The organism is Accumulibacter sp., from assembly GCF_031732815.1.
In the GTDB taxonomy this organism is placed as follows: Bacteria; Pseudomonadota; Gammaproteobacteria; order Burkholderiales; family Rhodocyclaceae; genus Accumulibacter.
The window spans coordinates 26,740-41,838 of record NZ_JAVMKF010000060.1 but is presented as its reverse complement, the minus strand read 5'-3'; the positions used below and the strand labels follow the sequence as shown (position 1 = coordinate 41,838).

Here is a 15,099-nt window from a genome sequence, read left to right as displayed (position 1 = left end):
TCTCCGAGAACATCAGCGTGCGCTCGATCATCGGTCGGCAGCTCGAACACCACCGTGTCTTCTACTTCTACGCTGGTGGCGAAGAGAAGGTCTACCTGTCGAGTGCCGACTGGATGGAGCGCAACTTCTTCCGGCGCATCGAACTGGCATTTCCGGTGCTCGACCGCAAGCTCAAGCGGCGGGTTATCGCGGAAGGATTGCAGATCTACCTGACCGACAACGTCCTCGCCTGGGAACTCGCCTCGGATGGAACATACCACCAGCGGCGCGGCTCACGCAGCAGCCCGCATTCCTCGCAAAGCGAGCTGATCGAACTGCTCAAGGCGTGAAAGTAACGGCTGGCCGGCCCGGGGTCCAGACGTGGGGGCCTCGCCGGCGCCTTGCCTGACCGCTTCCTGGCGCCGGAAAAGCGCCAGTATCGGCCATCGGCGATGAAGAATGGGTTGACGGAGGAGTCAGGCGCGGCGCACGTCGACGACGCCGGGAACATCGTGCAGCAGGGCCAGCGTACGGTTGAGCTGGGCGGTGCTGCCGACTTCGGCAGTAAAGCCCATGCGCGCCTCACCCTGGCGCGAGAGCGTGTTGACCGCGATCAGGTTGATCTTCTCGCGCGACAGTACATCCGAGACGTCGCGCAGCAGCCCCTGCCGATCGCGTGCTTCGATCACGATGTCCACCGCAAACAGCCCTTCTGCCTTCGTACCCCAACTCGTCTCGATGACGCGCTCCGGGTGCATGTGGCGCATGTTCTCGAAGTTGCTGCAATCGAGGCGGTGCACCGAGACGCCGCGCCCGCGCGTGACGAAGCCGACGATCGGGTCGGGCGGTACCGGCTTGCAACAGCGCGCGAGTTGCGTCAGCAGGCGATCGACACCGACGATCAGGATCCCTTTTTCGGCCACATCGCTGTCGCGCTGCTCGCGCACCGCCAGTTCGTCGGCCGCCTGTTCGTCGGGCAGCACTTCGCCACCGCGTAGCGCGGCCTGCAACTGGCGCAGGCTGAGCTTGGCGCGTGCCAGCGCGATGAACAGATCGTCCGTTTGGGCAAAGCCGAGCCGTCCGGCCAGTTCGTCGATACTGTAGCCGCTCTGCCCGAGGCGCTGCAACTCGCGGCCGACGATGGCGCGTCCTTCGGCCAGCGTCTCCGCCAGCGCCGCGGCGGCAAACCACTGGCGTACCTTGACCCGCGAGCGGTGCGTAAACAGATAGCCAAGTTGCGGATTGAGCCAATCGCGCGAAGGCCCACCATATTTGGCGAGAACGATCTCGACTCGCTGTCCGGTGGCGAGTTGGGTATTGAGTGGAACGAGCGTGCCGTCGACCTTGGCGCCGCGACAGCGATGACCGACGTCGGTATGCACGCGGTAAGCGAAATCGACCGGCGTGGCGCCGCGCGGCAGGTCGATGACGCGCCCCTGCGGGGTGAGGACGTAGACCGTTTCGTCGAACGCTGCCTGTTTGTAGTGTCTGATCCAGTCCGACGAGTCGGCCACTTCGTCGCGCCAGACGATCAACTGCCGCAACCAGGCGATCTTCTCGTCGTAGCGGTCCTCCGGCGACACCCGGCCGCCTTCCTTGTAACGCCAGTGCGCAGCGACGCCGAGTTCGGCGTGTCGATGCATTTCGCGCGTGCGAATCTGCACTTCCAGCGCGCGGCCGTCCGGGCAATGCACCGCGGTATGCAGCGAGCGGTAGTCGTTACCCTTCGGATGCGCGATGTAGTCGTCGAATTCGTGGGCAATCGGCGACCAGATGTGGTGCACGATGCCGAGCGCCGTGTAGCAGTCCTTGACCTGGTCGACGATCACACGCAACGCGCGCACGTCGTATACCTGCGAGAAATCGACCGCCTTGCGGCGCATCTTGTTCCAGATGCTGTAGATGTGCTTCGGCCGCCCATAGACCTCGGCGTTCAGCACGCCGGCTGCGGCCAGCTCGCTTTTCAAGCGATCGGTCGCCGCGCTGATGAAAAGTTCGCGCTCGGCGCGCTTCTCGTCCAGATGACGCGCAATGTCCTTGTAAATTTCGGGGTGGAGGAAGCGGAAGGCGAGGTCTTCCAGTTCCCACTTCAGTTCCCAGACGCCGAGCCGGTTGGCCAGCGGCGAATACAGTTCCAGCGTCTCGCGCGCAACCGGCACGCGCAGGTCGTCGGGTTCGGCGGCAAAGTGGCGCAGCGTCTGCGTCCGCGAAGCCAGGCGCAGGAGGACGACGCGAATGTCCTCGACGGTGGCGAGCAGCATCTTGCGCAGAATCTCGACCTGTGCCTTCGTTTCCTGCGCGTTCTTCTCGCTGTTCGTCGCGGCAAAGCCGCGCGCGATCGGTCGCAGCCGGTTGAGCCGCGAGATCCCGTCGACCAGACGGGAGACGCCGCTACCGAAATCCGCTTCGAGCAGCGCCACACCCCGTTCGAGCAAGGCCGGTACGGCAAAAAGCAGTGCGGCGACGCGCGCATCGGCGTCGAGCTTCAGGCCGGCGACGATCAGCGCCATGCCCAAGGCGTGGTCCCAGATGCCTTCGTCGCTGCCCAGGCGACGGTCGTCGTACACCGCCTGCGCCAGGTCGACCGCCTGCCGCAAGCGGGCGACATCATCCGCCGCCAGTCCTTCGGCGAGTGTCCGGAGAGAATGTTCGAGGCCGCTCTGCGCGGCGACCGAGTGCGTAACGGAGACCATTGGACGATTATAAGGGCTAGGCAAGCGAATAATCCTGATATAAGACAATGGAGGGGCGGCCGGCTGCGAAAAGTGCGGGTGGCGGGCGAGGCCACGATCGGCACGCGCGGTGCGCACAGTCCTGACGGCGTTTTCCGACCAGCCTCTCAGGCATAATGCGCCCTTTGCTGCTCCTGCCTGCCATTCGCCTGCGATGCTTGACCGATTGCGCCACCCTTACCTGTTGCTCGCGCTGACGACGCTCTTCTGGTCGGGCAACATGGTGCTCGGGCGAGCGCTGCGCGGCCAGGTGCCGCCGCTTAGCCTGGCGTTCTGGCGCTGGGCAATCGCTTTCCTGCTCGTCCTGCCGCTCGCCTTGCCGCACCTGCGGCAGCAGTGGCCGCTGCTGCGCCGCGCCTGGCCGGCGGTTGTCATCCTCGGCCTGCTCGGCGTCGGCGGCTACAACACGCTGGCCTATATCGGCCTCAACTACACGCCGGCGACCAATGCCGTTCTGATCAACTCGTTTATCCCGATCGCCACGATCACCCTCTCCTGGGCACTGCTGAACAAGCATCTGCAGCCTTTCGAATGGCTGGGCGTCCTGGTCTCGTTCGTCGGCGTCAGCAGCATCGTCTGCCGCGGCGAACTGCAGACGCTTGCCACGCTGAGTCCGAACGTCGGCGACCTTTGGATGCTCGGCGCGGTGTTCACCTGGGCTTTCTACACCATCGGCCTGCAGTGGCGGCCGGCGGGGGTCGACCCGATGCTGCTGCTCGCCGCCCTGACCGGCGTCGGGCTGTGCGTCCTCGCTCCGGCCTATGCCTGGGAGATTGCTCAGGGCCAAACGATCGTCGTTTCCGCCGGGTCGCTCGCCGGCATCGCCTATACCGGAATCTTTCCCGGCTTTCTCGGCTACGTCTTCTACAACCGTGCCGTTGGTGAAGTCGGTGCCAACCGGGCCAGTCTCTTCCTGCACCTGATGCCGGTGTTTGGCACCATCCTTTCCGCGATTTTCCTCGGCGAACGCCCACAGGCCTACCACGCCATCGGCATCGGCCTGATCTTCAGCGGAATCTATCTGACGACAATTCTTCCCGAGACAAAACGCCGATGATCGACAAGCTTCTTGCCTGGTGGCGCAACCGCCCGCTCACCGCGCCCATTCCCGACCGTGTCTGGCAGCGTGTCGTCGGCTCGCTGCCCTTTCTCGCTGTGCTGAACGGCGAGGAGCAGGAGCGTTTGCGCCGGCTGACGCGCGAGTTCCTCTCGAAGAAGGAATTCACTCCGGTCGGCGGCGTTGCCCTCAACGACGAGATGTGCGTTTCGATTGCCGCGCAAGGCTGCCTGCCGATCCTCGAACTCGGCCTGGACTACTACCGCGGCTGGGTCGGGATGATCGTCTATCCCGATGAATTCGTCATCCCGCGCAGCGTCGAAGATGAATTCGGCGTCGTTCACGAGTACGACGAACGCGCCTCGGGCGAAGCGTGGAGCGGTGGTCCGCTGCTCATTTCCTGGCGCGACGCGCAGATGGCTGGCAGCGGATACAACGTCGTCATCCACGAGTTTGCGCACAAGCTCGACATGCTGAACGGTGAAGCCGACGGTGTGCCGCCACTGCCCGCCGGTCTGTCGCGCAGCGATTGGGAAGGCGTTCTGCTCGCCGCCTACGAAGACTTCGCGGCACGTGTCGAGGCGGCTCACGGGGACGTCGCCGACCTGCCGTTCGACGCCTACGCGGCGGAAAACCGCGGCGAGTTCTTCGCGGTCATGAGCGAGGCCTTTTTCGAGGTCCCCCTCGTCCTGCGCAGCGAGTATCCCGCGCTCTACGCCCAGCTCGCCACCTTTTACCGGCAGGACCCGGCCGCCCGCAGCAGCACCAACGCGCACGGTATGGTGGCGGATTGCGCTTATAATTGATCGATGACTGGTGCAAACAGCGGCGGGCAGTGCGGGTAGATGCGCTGGCTGCGTCTGAATCGCCTTGTCCACCACCCCCTTGCCTCACCAGCGTAGACCCGCGCGCACATGGCCCAGCAGACCCCGTACAGCGACAAGCGCTTCCTGATCCTCGACGACCAGGCGGAAATGCGCAGTTCGCTGCGTAGCCAGGTCGGCAGCCTGGGCTGCGAGCAGGTGACGACCGCGGCCTCGGTGCGCGACGCCCTGCAGAAACTCAGCGTCAGCAGCGTGGACGTAATCCTCTGCGACTTCTATCTCGGCGGCGGCACCGACGGCCAGCAGTTCCTCGAATACCTGCGTACCCGCCGGATCATTGGGCGCGGCGTGCTATTCATCATGGTCACGGCGGAAAAGGGCTACGAAAGCGTCGTCACGGCTGCCGAATGCCTGCCCGACGACTATCTGCTCAAACCTTTTACCGCCGATACGCTGCGCCAGCGCCTTGAACGACTGCTCGAGCGCAAGCGCCGCCTGGCCCGTATCGACCAGTTTCAGGATGCCGGCAACTGGAGCGGAACGGTCAGCGCCTGCGATGAAATCATCGCCGCGCGCGACCGCTACCTGGTCGACGCTCTGCGCATCAAGGGGAATGCGCTGGTTCAGGGCCGACAGGCGGAAAGTGCGATCGCCTTCTACCGGCAGGTCCTCAGCATGCGTTCTCTGCCCTGGGCGAAACTCGGTCTGGCGCGCGCGCTGCAGCAGCAGGGCGGCGCCGACGCTGCAAAACAGCTTCTCGCTGAGTTGATCACGGAAGCGCCCAAACTGACCGCTGCCTACGATCTGCTCGGCAAGTTGCATCAGGACAGCGGCGACAGCGATGCGGCAATCGAGATCCTCGACAAGGCGTGCCTGGTTTCGCCGAATTCGCTCGCCCGGCAGCGTTCGATCGCCGCGGTCGCCGAACAGAAGGGCGATTTCGCGCGCGTCGAACAGGCGCTCGGCCAGGTGATCAGGAAGACTCGCCACTCACCGCTGCGCGAAACAGCAGACTTTGCGCGTCTTGGCAACGCCTATTGCGAAATCGGCGAAGCGGGAAAGGCGGTCGGCCTGCTCGAAGAAGCGCGCGCGACCGGCAAGGACGCGGCGGCCGATCCACTGCTGGCGGCAGTCGAAGCCATCGCGCAGCGCAAGGCCGGAAATGCAGAAAAGGCTGCCGCTGCACTCGAACGTGCGCTGCAGGCGGACCCGGCGGCGCTCACCGACGACGCTGCGCTCAACCTGGCGCGCGCCTGTCTGCTGGCTGGCCGGCAGGACTCGGCGCAGAGCATCCTGCGCCGGCTGGTGCAGGGCAATCCCGAGGCGAAGCAACTGCATGCCCGCATCACCGCCGTCCTGCGCGACAATGGCGCGCCCGAACTGGCCGAACAACTGGTCGCCGACAGCATTCGTGAAATCGTCCAGCTCAACAACGAAGCGGTGCGACGCGCCAAGGCAGGCGATGTCGCAGCGGCTGGCGAGATGCTGTGCGAGGCCGCCCATCGCCTGCCGACCAACCTGCAGATCATGGCCAATGCAGCGCTCGTGGTCTATCTCGACATCCTCCGCAACGGTCTCGACAGCGAAAAACTGCGCTCGGCGCAAGGCTTCCAGCAAGCCGTTCAGGCGCAACAGCCAGACCACCCGAAGCTCGCCGAAATCGCCTCGCTGGTCGAGCAGATTCGCAGCAAGTACGCACGCAGCGAATAGGCATGCAGTTCGTCGACCTTGCTGCCCTCACCGTGCATGGCGTCAAGAACCGCCTGGCGATTCTCGCCGCGCGTGCTGAAGCCAGAGGCGATCGCGAGACGCTGCGCGATGCGCTGGAGGCGGCCGCCACGCTCAGTCGCCTGCTCGCCTGCTACAAGGCGGAAAAAGGGCAACTCGCGGCCGACATCGGGGCGTGCACACCGGCCGACCTGGTCGGCGAACTGGTCGCTGAAGTTCGTCAGCAGACTGCTCTGACGATCAGCGCCGACCTCGAACGCGCCCCCGAACTATGGTTTTACGATGAACACCTGATTCGCATGGTCGTCCGCGACGCGATCTACAACGCGCTGCGTTACGCCCGCCGGCAGGTCGTCATCGGCGCGCGCACGCGCGCTGGCTGGTTGGACTTCGGGGTGTGTGACGATGGGCCGGGCTACCCGCCGCAAGTCCTCGCGCGTGCTGCCGGCAGTTGGCCGCTCAGCCGGGAAGGCACCGGTCTCGGTCTGTATCTCGCCGACTGCGTGGCTGCCTTGCACTGCAACAATGGACGGTGCGGCCGCGTCGAACTGGCCAACACCAGTGGCGCGGCTTTCCATTTGTTGCTGCCCGAGTAGGCGGGCCGATCGTCCGATCCAGTGTGCGCTGCTCGGCGCCAGCTCGCCGCCAGGGGCAGAGAAGACAACCCCGGAGGACCTGCCCTTTCTACCGCCGTGATGGCACGACGGGAAATCGGGCGCCGCCGGGGGCGTAGACGCGCACGGTTGGCTTACTCGTCCTTCCCGGCAACTTTTGCCTTGAAGCCGGCGCCTGCTGCGAACTTGGGTACCGTCGTCTGCGGAATCATGATCTTGGCGCCAGTTTTCGGGTTCTTCCCTTCGCGTGCGGCGCGCCCGCTGGCTCTGAACGAGCCGAAACCCACCAGTGTGACCGTTTCGCCCTCGGCAACTGTTTCGACAATCGTGTCGATCACCGCATCCAGCGCTTTCGCACAGGTCGCTTTGGAGAGTTCAGTGCGGGCAGCAAGCGCGTCGATCAATTCAGATTTGTTCATGATGTCTCCTGTGGTGGTTGGATGCCCTGCAAACCTTCAATTCTGGCATTTCAGGGGCGGCAAAGGAAGCAAAACGATTTAGCCGCGAATTCTGGCATGGAATTGGGCGAGTCAGCAGAATTTTTCCGCGCTGCAGCAAGCCGGTCCACGGGGCGCTCAGCGCCGCGCCAGCAGTGGCGCCAGGAAGCGCCCACTATGACTTTCGGCAATGCTCGCGATTTGCTCGGGTGTGCCTGCAGCGAGCAGGCGACCGCCGCCGTCGCCGCCTTCCGGACCCAGGTCGATCAGCCAGTCGGCCGTCTTCACCACATCGAGATTGTGTTCGATGACGACGACCGTGTTGCCGTGATCGACCAGGCGATGGAGAACTCGCAACAACATTTCGATATCCTGGAAATGCAGGCCGGTCGTCGGCTCGTCGAGAATGTAGAGCGTCTTGCCGGTGTCGCGCTTGGACAGCTCGAGCGCCAGCTTGACGCGTTGCGCTTCGCCGCCGGACAGCGTGGTTGCCGCCTGACCGAGCGTGATGTAGCTCAAGCCGACATCGACCAGGGTCTGCAGCTTGCGTGCCACGACCGGTACGGCAGCAAAGAATTCGTGCGCCGTTTCCACCGTCATCTGCAGTACCTCGTGGATATTCTCTCCCTTGTACCTGATCTCCAGCGTTTCGCGGTTGTAGCGCTGGCCGCGGCAGACGTCACAGGGTACATAGACGTCGGGCAGAAAGTGCATTTCGACCTTGAGAACGCCGTCGCCCTGGCAGGCTTCGCAACGTCCGCCCTTGACGTTGAAGGAAAAGCGCCCGGCTGCGTAGCCGCGCGAGCGTGCCTCGGGGACGCCGGCAAAAAGGTCCCGGATCGGTGTCAGAAGGCCGGTGTAGGTCGCCGGGTTGGAGCGCGGCGTGCGGCCGATCGGACTCTGATCGACGTTGATCACCTTGTCGAACTGCTCGAGACCGACGATCTCGTCGTGCGCAGCGGGTTCTCCGGTCGAGCCGTAGAGGCGGCGCGCAGCGGCGGCGTACAGCGTGTCGTTGATCAAGGTCGATTTGCCCGAGCCGGATACGCCGGTAACGCAAGTGAACAGGGCGAGCGGCAGGTCGACCGTGACGTTCTTCAGGTTGTTGCCGCGCGCGCCGACGATCCTCAGCATCCGGTCCGCCTGCGGTGGCCGGCGCTGGTCACGTGGGCTGATCCGGCGGCGGCCGGCAAGGTAATCGCCGGTCAGCGAAGCCCGATTGCCGATGATCGCGGCCGGACTGCCCTCGGCAACAATGAAGCCGCCGTGCACGCCGGCACCCGGTCCGATGTCGACGACGTAGTCGGCGTGGCGAATCGCGTCTTCGTCGTGCTCGACGACGATCACCGTGTTGCCGAGGTCGCGCAGGTGCTGCAAGGTCTTCAGCAGGCGGGCATTGTCGCGCTGGTGCAGGCCGATCGACGGCTCGTCGAGGACGTACATGACGCCGGTCAGGCCGGAACCGATCTGCGAGGCGAGCCGGATGCGTTGCGCCTCGCCGCCGGACAGCGTTTCGGCCGAGCGGTCGAGCGACAGGTAGTCGAGTCCGACATCGATCAGGAATTGCAGGCGGCTGCCGATTTCCTTGAGCACCTTCTCGGCGATCTGCGCCTTGTTGCCCGGGAGCTGCAGGGCGAGAAAATACTCGCGCGCGGCAGCCAGCGGCAGACGGCTGATTTCGTGCAGCGTGCGTGCCAGGCCCTGCGCGCCGACGCGCACATTGCGCGCTTCTTCGCGCAGGCGGCTGCCGGCGCAGGCCGGGCAGACCCGATTGCTGATCAGGCGCGCGAGTTCTTCGCGCACGGTGTGCGAATCGGTCTCCCGGTAGCGCCGCTCGAGGTTGACGGCGATGCCTTCGAAGCTGTGCCGCCGGACGCTTGTCTGGCCGCGCTCGTTGACGTAGCGAAACGGCAGCTCCTCGCGCCCGGAACCGTAGAGAATGACTTGCCGGAAGTTCTCCGGCAGCTCGCGATACGGTGTGTCGACGGCCACGTCGTAGTGCTCGGCGAGCGCGCAGAGCATCTGAAAGTAGAACGGCGTACGCCGATCCCAGCCGCGGATCGCACCAGCGGCGAGCGATAGCTCGGGGTGCGCGACAATCCGTTTCGGGTCGAAGAACTGAATCACGCCGAGGCCGTCGCATTGCGGGCAGGCACCGAGCGGACTGTTGAACGAGAAGATGCGCGGCTCGAGTTCGGACAGCGAGTAGGTGCATGCCGGACAGGCGAAGCGGGCGGAGAACAGGTGTTCGTGCGCGCTGTCCATTTCCAGCGCGATGGCGCGTCCGTCGGCGTGGCGCAAGGCGGTTTCAAACGATTCGGCCAGGCGCTGACGCATGTCGTCGCGCACGCGCAGGCGATCGACGACGACGTCTACGCTGTGCTTGTGCGTCTTGGCGAGCTTCGGTAGCGCGTCCATTTCGTAGATCTCGCCGTCGACCCGCAGGCGTACGAAACCCTGCGCGCGCAGTTCGGCGAACAGCTCGCTCTGCTCGCCTTTGCGATTGGCGACGACTGGTGCCAGGATCATCACCCGCGTGCCCTCGGGCAACGCCAGAACGTGGTCGACCATTTGCGCAACGGTCTGCGCGGCAAGCGGCTGCTGGTGCTCGGGGCAGTAGGGCGTACCGGCGCGCGCGTAGAGCAGGCGCAGGTAATCGTGGATTTCGGTCACCGTGCCGACCGTCGACCGCGGATTGTGGCTGGTTGCTTTCTGCTCGATCGAGATGGCCGGCGAGAGGCCTTCGATCAGATCGACATCCGGCTTTTCCATGCGCTGGAGAAATTGCCGGGCGTAAGCGGACAAGGACTCGACGTAGCGCCGCTGGCCTTCTGCGTAAAGCGTGTCGAAGGCGAGCGACGACTTGCCCGAGCCCGACAGACCGGTAATCACGACCAGGCGGTTGCGCGGCAGGTCGAGGTTGATGTTCTTCAGGTTGTGCGTGCGCGCCCCGCGGATCCTGATCAGCTTCGTTTCGTCCATGATGGGTCGCCGCGACGCGGCTTCAGCAAACCTGCGCAGTGCAGGAGGGGAGAATCGCGGGAAGCAAGCCCGTCGACAGGCGGCGCAGTATAGGTGGGCCGATCAACAGGCGTCAACGATGTGATTTCCGGCTCGATCGTCTGCTTGCGCTGCGCGAGGATCTCGCTGTCAGCCGTCGGCTTCACCGGCACGCGGCTGGGCAAGACTCAGCCAGCACCTGATCTCGTCGGCTCGCAACGGTCGGGCAAAATGGTAGCCCTGCGCGATGTCGCAGCTGTGACCGGCAAGAAAGGCAAGCTGTGCTTCGTTCTCGACGCCTTCGGCAACCACCGTCATGCCCATGCCGTGCGCCAAGGCGATCGTGCCGCGTACGATCGCCGCATCGTCGCTGTTCTGCGCGATCCCGGCGACGAAGCTGCGGTCGATCTTCAGTTCGGAGATCGGGAAACGCTTCAGACAAGAGAGCGACGAATAGCCGGTGCCAAAGTCGTCCACGGCAACCCGGACACCCAGGCGGGCAATGCTTGCCAACAGTGTGGCGACGAAATCGACGTTGTGCATCGCGGTCGACTCGGTCACCTCGATCTTCAGGCTGGCCGGGCTGATCCGGCTGGTCGCCAGCGCCTGGCCAATCACTTCGACGATGGCCATGTCGGCACATTGCCGCGCCGAAACATTCACCGCCAAGGGCACGACGTGCAGCCCTTCGGCGGCCCAGCGCGCAGCCTGCGACGCTGCTTCCTGGATCACCCACTCGCCGATGCTGCGGATCAGGCCGCTTTCTTCGGCCGCTGGAATGAAGGCGTCGGGCCGCACCAGGCCAATGCCCGGCTGACGCCAGCGAATGAGCGACTCGAGGCCCACCAGACGCCCGCTGGCCACCTCGATCTGCGGCTGATAATGGAGTTCGAACTCCCGATTCACCAGCGCCCGGCGCAAGGCCGTCTCGATCGCCAGCCGCTCGCGCGACCAGGTGTTCATCTCGGCCGAATAGAAGGCGAAGGCGTCGCCGCCGCTGCGCTTGACGCGATACATGGCCTTGTCCGCCATCGACAACAGGTGATCGGCGTCGTTGCTGTCCTGCGGGCCAATGCTCACGCCGATGCTTCCGGAAACGACCAGACCGTCGTCGTCCTCGCTCGCCATTTCGCGTTCGAGCAGTTCGTGGATCTTGCTCGCCACGGCGGTGATCGCCGCGCGGTCGCTGGCACCGTCGATCAGAACGATGAACTCATCGCCACCCCAGCGGGCGACCGTGTCCTCAGCGCGAACCGCGTTCGCCAGGCGATCGGCGACTACCTTGAGCACGTAATCGCCCGTCGGATGCCCGAGACTGTCGTTGATGCGCTTGAATCGGTCGAGGTCGACGAAGAGGACGGCGACCATCTTGCCCGAGCGCCGCGAACGCGTCAGCGTCCGCCGTAGCCGGTCGAGCAGGAGGGTACGGTTGGGCAGACCGGTCAAGGGATCGTGCGTCGCCTGGTGCTCGAGGCGCGAGGTGAAGGCCAGCGTGTCGGTCACATCGTTGAACACCAGGACAAACCCCTGGCGACCGTTGCCGACCGGCGCCAAGGTTGCGCGCAAGGAACAAAGCTGGCCGTCAGGCGAGCGCCAGGCGAGCGGCTCGCTGATCCGTACCGTGCTTTGCTTGTCGCGGCAGGTGGCCAGCGTGTCGCTGATCCGCTGAGCGTCGTCGGAGCAAGTCGCAAGCAAGTTGCGCAAGGTCTGTCCGCGCACCGCGTTCAGCTCGACGCCGGCCAACTGTTCAGCTACCGGGTTGAGGTAGACGACCCGTTCCTCGCCATCGACCGTCAACACCGCTTCGGCAATCGAGCGCAGCGTCGCGTCGGCGTTCAGGCGGACGCGCCGCAGCGCGCGGCGGGCGCGCTTCAGCTGGAGTGACAGCGACCACAGCATGCCCATCGCCAGGCCGACCATCGCCGCCGCCGGCGGCACCCAGATTTGTGTCGTCGCGAGCAGGGTGGCGCTCGCCATCGGCGCGACAACAAGGAGCATGCCGGCAGTGTTCACCGAGCGCGTACAGCGCAAGACTTGGACAAGCAGGGCGAGAGCGAGCGTAGAAACGGTAAACAGCAGCGTAACGAGCGGCTGCGCCGTCTGGAAAGTCAGGCCGCTGCGCAGGGCTTCGTAGGCGCGGGCGTGAAACTCGACCGCCGTCATCGGGCCGGCGGCACTCGGGGTGGTCAGCGAAGCCGCCAGACCGAGTGCCGTCGTGCCAAGAAAGACGGCTTTTCCGCGCAAACCCGCCGCGCTCTCGCTTCGATTCAGCAGGTCGAAAGCGGAGACCGTCGGCACGCTTGCCGCACCAACCGGCGTGGGCAGCAGCAACTCGTCCTGGCGTACCCAGTAGGGCGCCACCAGCGCGGCGAGCGGACGCTCGGGCGCGGCTGGTGCCGGCGTTGCCTCGCCACCGGCAGCGGCCACTTCGCGCACCGCAACCGAAAGCGCCGGCCACTCCGGCCTGGCGAGGCCGGCGCGCCGGAAGATACGGCGCACCAGTCCATCCAGATCGACTTCAACGTCGACGTGGCCGATGCCGGCGTGGCTGATCAGCTCGATCGTCGGCAGGATTGCGCTGATGCCGGCGCGGCTGCTGTCGACACCGGCGGGCGCCACCGGCAGGACGACGCGCCCGGAGCGGGCGAGGGCAGCCGCCAGGCGCTCGTCGCCCGGCGCCGTTTCCGGGAACAGAATGGCGACCCCGATAGCAGCCACCTCGGCTTCGCTGAGGCGCTCGATCAGTTCGGCATGCACGCTGCGCGGCCATGGCCAGGCGCCGAGGGCGTGCAGGCTGCGTTCGTCGATGGCAACGACGGCGGCCTGCGGCGGCGGACTGGGCGGCCTGACCAAGGGTTCGAGGGCGTCGTAGAGAACCAGGTCGAGCCGTTGCAGCGGCGCGAGTTGTGCGAAGCCGGCGATGCTGGCCAGCGCGATGATGATCAGCCAGCCGATCCGGTGCGCGAGCCAGTCACGCGACCGATATGCCATCAAAAGACGATCAGCAGGGTCGCGGCAACGATCAGCACGATCGGCCAGTAGTTGTGGGTGATCTCGATCTTCTGCGTCTCACCCCACGGGCTTGCCGGCTGACCCGGTGCGAGCGCCCGTACGCGGACGAAATAGATGCCCGCCGCGGGTTTGTCGATCGACAGTGCCGGCTGGCTCGTTTCAGTCTCGAGCACGCTGCTGGCAAACGTCTGATCGGTGCTCAGTTGAACCTGGTAGCGTTCGTCGGCCGCACTCGCGCGCCAGCGCAAATCGAGCCGGTTGCCCGCCTGCTGAGGGGCATCGACGGCGGGGCCCGCGGGCAGTCGGCGAAAAGCCTGCGCGTCGGAAAACGGCCCTTCGCCGTCGGTCGGCGTACGCCGCGCCACGCGCCAGTAGTATTGGCCGAGCGCCAACGCCTGTGGCGCAACGAACGGTGGTCTGGCGATTCCTGCGACATCGACCAGCAACTGGGCAAATTGCGCATCGCTGGCGAGCTGGAAGTGATAGTCGCTCGGTCCGCTGCCTTCGCTCCAGAGAAACGCCGGATGCTCGTCGATGACGACTGCGTCCGCTCCAGGCTGGCGCATCATCGGCGGCTCGGGGCGCGCATGGATGACCACCTGTCGGTCCGCGTCCAGCCCTTCCAGTCCGTTTGCATCGATCGCCCGAACCCGTATGAGGTAGCTGCCATTGGCCAGATCGGCCGAGCTCGTGGCACGCGGCGCCTCGCTCAGGTGATCGGAAGCGACCGCCGCAAATCCAGGCAGCGGCGCTACTTGCGTTCGATAGCGCAGCGCTCCGGGGACCGCGGGGAAGGCGAATTGCAGCGGCAGGCGGTCGACCCGTTCCGGCAGTTGCTCGAGCCGCGGCGCGGCGAGCAGTGCCACCGGCCCGGCTGGCGCACGTCCCGCGTGCGCCAGCGAACCCCGGCCGCCACCGACGACCGCCCGACCGGCGCTGTTAGCCAGCAGCAGCGAGCCCTCCAGCGTTTCCGCACGCAGCACATCGCCGCTCGCGACGACGCGAAATCGCGTGCCGCGGACGGCGGCAACCGCCGCGGGTGTTTCAATGACGAAGCGCCCGCCCGCACGGTGTGCCTGCCGCTGGACGGCATTCTCCAGCCGACCGCGGCTCAGATCGATGCGCACCTGTTGCGTCGCGGCGACCGGCAGGCGCGCCAGATCGACCAGGCGCAACTCCGAATCCGGCCCGAGCAAGCTGCGGCTGCCATCGGGGTACTCGATCGCCAGACTGCTCTCGCGTCCCGTCCGCAAGCTCGCGCCGAGCCTTACCGACATGCCGGTCTTCAGGGCGACGCGTTCTCCCGCGCTCAACATTTCGGCTTCGCCGCGCAGGTCGACGATTTGCGCGACCGCGGCCGTCGGACGCAGCCAGCGCAGTGGAATGTGCAGCCGCTGACCGGGTAGCATGCTCTTTGCGTCGGTGATCTGGTTGTATTCCTGCAGGGCAGGCCAGAGACTGATGCTTTTCAGATAGCGCTGGGTGAGATTCCAGGGATTGTCGCCCGTGCGAACGACGTACACGAAGTCTTCGGCAAGAGCCCCAGGCGAGTTGCCGGCAAGCAGCACGGCGAACAGCACGGCGCATTTGCCCACTGGCCAAGCAAGCCTTGATTTAAGCATCATCGTTCGCGTTCGATCCGTCTGGTTCGTCGACCGCTGAGGCTCCATCGGGGCGCCTCAACAAACCTGCTAATATACGCGATCCCGCCAACCG

General features: G+C 65.5%; 9 protein-coding genes and 1 pseudogene. 5 read left to right on the top strand and 5 right to left on the bottom strand.

Annotated elements, in window-relative coordinates:
- Nucleotides 1-329: pseudogene (locus RKP46_RS05175) on the top strand (RNA degradosome polyphosphate kinase); the annotation flags it as partial.
- A 126-nt stretch (nt 330-455) separates the two neighbouring features.
- Here the strand turns inward: RKP46_RS05175 and RKP46_RS05170 are convergent.
- A complete protein-coding gene (locus tag RKP46_RS05170; RefSeq protein WP_311105638.1) occupies nt 456-2,672 on the bottom strand; it encodes a bifunctional (p)ppGpp synthetase/guanosine-3',5'-bis(diphosphate) 3'-pyrophosphohydrolase in 2,217 nt (738 codons plus the stop codon).
- A gap of 193 nt (nt 2,673-2,865) precedes the next feature.
- Between RKP46_RS05170 and RKP46_RS05165 the strand changes: the two genes are divergently transcribed.
- From RKP46_RS05165 to RKP46_RS05150, 4 genes are all read left to right on the top strand, one after another.
- On the top strand, nt 2,866-3,768 hold the full coding sequence (locus tag RKP46_RS05165) for a DMT family transporter (RefSeq protein WP_311105634.1): 903 nt from the start codon (nt 2,866-2,868) through the stop codon (nt 3,766-3,768).
- Nucleotides 3,765-4,574, top strand: a complete 810-nt coding sequence (locus RKP46_RS05160; protein ID WP_311105633.1) for a zinc-dependent peptidase — start codon at nt 3,765-3,767, stop codon at nt 4,572-4,574. The genes RKP46_RS05165 and RKP46_RS05160 overlap by 4 nt, the downstream gene beginning before the upstream one ends.
- 108 nt (nt 4,575-4,682) lie before the next feature.
- On the top strand, nt 4,683-6,302 hold the full coding sequence (locus RKP46_RS05155) for a response regulator (protein WP_311105632.1): 1,620 nt from the start codon (nt 4,683-4,685) through the stop codon (nt 6,300-6,302).
- A 2-nt stretch (nt 6,303-6,304) separates the two neighbouring features.
- Nucleotides 6,305-6,916 carry a HAMP domain-containing sensor histidine kinase gene (locus RKP46_RS05150; RefSeq protein WP_311105631.1) on the top strand — a complete coding sequence of 204 codons (612 nt, stop codon included), beginning with the start codon at nt 6,305-6,307 and terminating at the stop codon, nt 6,914-6,916.
- 152 nt (nt 6,917-7,068) lie between these two features.
- Here RKP46_RS05150 and RKP46_RS05145 read toward each other — a convergent pair whose 3' ends face one another.
- The 4 genes from RKP46_RS05145 to RKP46_RS05130 form a co-directional block, all read right to left on the bottom strand.
- Nucleotides 7,069-7,353 (bottom strand): HU family DNA-binding protein, encoded by a 285-nt coding sequence (locus RKP46_RS05145; RefSeq protein ID WP_311105630.1) that lies wholly within the window; start codon nt 7,351-7,353, stop codon nt 7,069-7,071.
- Between the two features lie 156 nt (nt 7,354-7,509).
- Complete coding sequence (uvrA, locus tag RKP46_RS05140; RefSeq protein ID WP_311105629.1) at nt 7,510-10,353, bottom strand: excinuclease ABC subunit UvrA; 2,844 nt, start codon at nt 10,351-10,353, stop codon at nt 7,510-7,512.
- Nucleotides 10,354-10,521: 168 nt separating this feature from the next.
- A complete protein-coding gene (locus RKP46_RS05135) occupies nt 10,522-13,362 on the bottom strand; it encodes an EAL domain-containing protein (RefSeq protein WP_311105628.1) in 2,841 nt (946 codons plus the stop codon).
- Entirely contained in the window at nt 13,362-14,978 is a 1,617-nt protein-coding gene (locus tag RKP46_RS05130) for a FecR domain-containing protein (protein WP_311105627.1), read from the bottom strand. Before RKP46_RS05130 ends, RKP46_RS05135 begins: the two co-directional genes overlap by 1 nt.
- Between the last annotated feature and the right edge of the window lie 121 nt (nt 14,979-15,099).